We start from the raw sequence: 3,683 nt of genomic DNA, 5'->3' as shown, positions 1-3,683 counted from the left end.
CTTAATGTGCGACGGATTTACCTATCACACGGCCTACACCCTTACCCCGGGACAACCACCGCCCGGGATGGACTACCTTCCTGCGTCACCCCATCACTCACCTACTGCAGGTCTGGTCCGTCGGCTCCACCACTTTCCTTTCCCCGAAGGGTCCGGAACGGCTTCACGGACTTAGCATCGCCTGGTTCAATGTTTGACGCTTCACAGCGGGTACCGGAATATCAACCGGTTATCCATCGACTACGCCTGTCGGCCTCGCCTTAGGTCCCGACTTACCCTGGGCAGATCAGCTTGACCCAGGAACCCTTAGTCAATCGGCGCACACGTTTCTCACGTGTGTATCGCTACTCATGCCTGCATTCTCACTCGTGAACCGTCCACCACTGCCTTCCGGCGCGGCTTCACCCGGCACACGACGCTCCCCTACCCATCACAGCGGGCGTTGGCCCTATAGCTGCAATGACACGACTTCGGCGGTACGCTTGAGCCCCGCTACATTGTCGGCGCGGAATCACTAGACCAGTGAGCTATTACGCACTCTTTCAAGGGTGGCTGCTTCTAAGCCAACCTCCTGGTTGTCTGTGCGACTCCACATCCTTTCCCACTTAGCGTACGCTTAGGGGCCTTAGTCGATGCTCTGGGCTGTTTCCCTCTCGACCATGGAGCTTATCCCCCACAGTCTCACTGCCGCGCTCTCACTTACCGGCATTCGGAGTTTGGCTAAGGTCAGTAACCCGGTAGGGCCCATCGCCTATCCAGTGCTCTACCTCCGGCAAGAAACACACGACGCTGCACCTAAATGCATTTCGGGGAGAACCAGCTATCACGGAGTTTGATTGGCCTTTCACCCCTAACCACAGGTCATCCCCCAGGTTTTCAACCCTGGTGGGTTCGGTCCTCCACGAAGTCTTACCTCCGCTTCAACCTGCCCATGGCTAGATCACTCCGCTTCGGGTCTTGAGCGCGCTACTGAATCGCCCTATTCGGACTCGCTTTCGCTACGGCTTCCCCACACGGGTTAACCTCGCAACACACCGCAAACTCGCAGGCTCATTCTTCAAAAGGCACGCAGTCACGACGCACCGAGTAAACTCGATGCGCGACGCTCCCACGGCTTGTAGGCACACGGTTTCAGGTACTATTTCACTCCGCTCCCGCGGTACTTTTCACCATTCCCTCACGGTACTATCCGCTATCGGTCACCAGGGAATATTTAGGCTTAGCGGGTGGTCCCGCCAGATTCACACGGGATTTCTCGGGCCCCGTGCTACTTGGGTGTCTCTCAAACGAGCCGTTGACGTTTCGACTACGGGGGTCTTACCCTCTACGCCGGACCTTTCGCATGTCCTTCGCCTACATCAACGGTTTCTGACTCGTCTCACGGCCGGCAGACCGTAAAAGAGAGATCCCACAACCCCGTATACGCAACCCCTGCCGGGTCTCACACGCATACGGTTTGGCCTCATCCGGTTTCGCTCGCCACTACTCCCGGAATCACGGTTGTTTTCTCTTCCTGCGGGTACTGAGATGTTTCACTTCCCCGCGTTCCCTCCACATACCCTATGTGTTCAGGTATGGGTGACAGCCCATGACGACTGCCGGGTTTCCCCATTCGGAAACCCCCGGATCAAAGCCTGGTTGACGACTCCCCGGGGACTATCGTGGCCTCCCACGTCCTTCATCGGTTCCTGGTGCCAAGGCATCCACCGTGCGCCCTTAAAAACTTGGCCACAGATGCTCGCGTCCACTGTGCAGTTCTCAAACAACGACCAACCACCCATCACCCCACTGGAAACCAGTGAGTGTACTGGGGTCGGCACTGAAGGCAGCCAACATTCGGCCGTACCCTCAGACACCCAACAGCGTGCCCGACACCCTCACCACTCGTGATCAGCTTTCCACGCTCCGAAGAACAGTACTTGCAGCCCGAGATGACTCGAATGCCGAATAATCAACGTTCCACCCATGAGCAACCACCGTCGAACGTGTGCCGACGTAATGGCCCTGGACCACCAAGCAAGCTTGGCGGCCTAGATGCTCCTTAGAAAGGAGGTGATCCAGCCGCACCTTCCGGTACGGCTACCTTGTTACGACTTCGTCCCAATCGCCAGTCCCACCTTCGACAGCTCCCTCCCACAAGGGGTTGGGCCACCGGCTTCGGGTGTTACCGACTTTCGTGACGTGACGGGCGGTGTGTACAAGGCCCGGGAACGTATTCACCGCAGCAATGCTGATCTGCGATTACTAGCAACTCCGACTTCATGGGGTCGAGTTGCAGACCCCAATCCGAACTGAGACAGGCTTTTTGAGATTCGCTCCACCTCACGGTATCGCAGCTCATTGTACCTGCCATTGTAGCACGTGTGCAGCCCAAGACATAAGGGGCATGATGACTTGACGTCGTCCCCACCTTCCTCCGAGTTGACCCCGGCAGTCTCCTGTGAGTCCCCATCACCCCGAAGGGCATGCTGGCAACACAGAACAAGGGTTGCGCTCGTTGCGGGACTTAACCCAACATCTCACGACACGAGCTGACGACAGCCATGCACCACCTGTCACCCGACCACAAGGGGGGCACCATCTCTGATGCTTTCCGGGCGATGTCAAGCCTTGGTAAGGTTCTTCGCGTTGCGTCGAATTAAGCCACATGCTCCGCTGCTTGTGCGGGCCCCCGTCAATTCCTTTGAGTTTTAGCCTTGCGGCCGTACTCCCCAGGCGGGGAACTTAATGCGTTAGCTGCGGCACCGACGACGTGGAATGTCGCCAACACCTAGTTCCCACCGTTTACGGCGTGGACTACCAGGGTATCTAATCCTGTTCGCTCCCCACGCTTTCGCTCCTCAGCGTCAGTAATGGCCCAGAGATCCGCCTTCGCCACCGGTGTTCCTCCTGATATCTGCGCATTTCACCGCTACACCAGGAATTCCGATCTCCCCTACCACACTCTAGCCTGCCCGTATCGACTGCAGACCCGGGGTTAAGCCCCGGGCTTTCACAACCGACGCGACAAGCCGCCTACGAGCTCTTTACGCCCAATAATTCCGGACAACGCTTGCGCCCTACGTATTACCGCGGCTGCTGGCACGTAGTTAGCCGGCGCTTCTTCTGCAGGTACCGTCACTTTCGCTTCTTCCCTGCTGAAAGAGGTTTACAACCCGAAGGCCGTCATCCCTCACGCGGCGTCGCTGCATCAGGCTTTCGCCCATTGTGCAATATTCCCCACTGCTGCCTCCCGTAGGAGTCTGGGCCGTGTCTCAGTCCCAGTGTGGCCGGTCGCCCTCTCAGGCCGGCTACCCGTCGTCGCCTTGGTGAGCCATTACCTCACCAACAAGCTGATAGGCCGCGGGCTCATCCTTCACCGCCGGAGCTTTTAACCCCCACAGATGCCTGCAGGAGTGTTATCCGGTATTAGACCCCGTTTCCAGGGCTTGTCCCAGAGTGAAGGGCAGATTGCCCACGTGTTACTCACCCGTTCGCCACTAATCCCCACCGAAGTGGTTCATCGTTCGACTTGCATGTGTTAAGCACGCCGCCAGCGTTCGTCCTGAGCCAGGATCAAACTCTCCGTGAATGTTGTCCCGTAATCGGGATGACACCACGAGAGCGGAACAGCCAGGCGGAATAAGCCCGGCCGTTCACAGCGTCCTCGCTGTGTTTTACTTCAAAGGAACCTCGCCCCGACC

General features: G+C 57.9%; 2 rRNA genes (1 of these 2 running past the window's edge). Both read right to left on the bottom strand.

The annotated features are described in order from the left end of the window. Positions 1–1,730: ribosomal RNA gene (locus ABZT03_RS42960) — 23S ribosomal RNA — on the bottom strand (its annotated part extends 1,491 nt beyond the left edge of the window); the annotation flags it as partial. Positions 1,731–2,045: 315 nt separating this feature from the next. After that, positions 2,046–3,571: ribosomal RNA gene (locus ABZT03_RS42955) — 16S ribosomal RNA — on the bottom strand. Positions 3,572–3,683 lie beyond the last annotated feature (112 nt).

It is taken from the genome of Streptomyces sp. NPDC005574 (assembly GCF_040605435.1).
Classification (GTDB): Bacteria; Actinomycetota; Actinomycetes; order Streptomycetales; family Streptomycetaceae; genus Streptomyces.
Note: the sequence above shows the minus strand (reverse complement) of the source record. Positions and strands in the feature narration are given on the sequence as shown.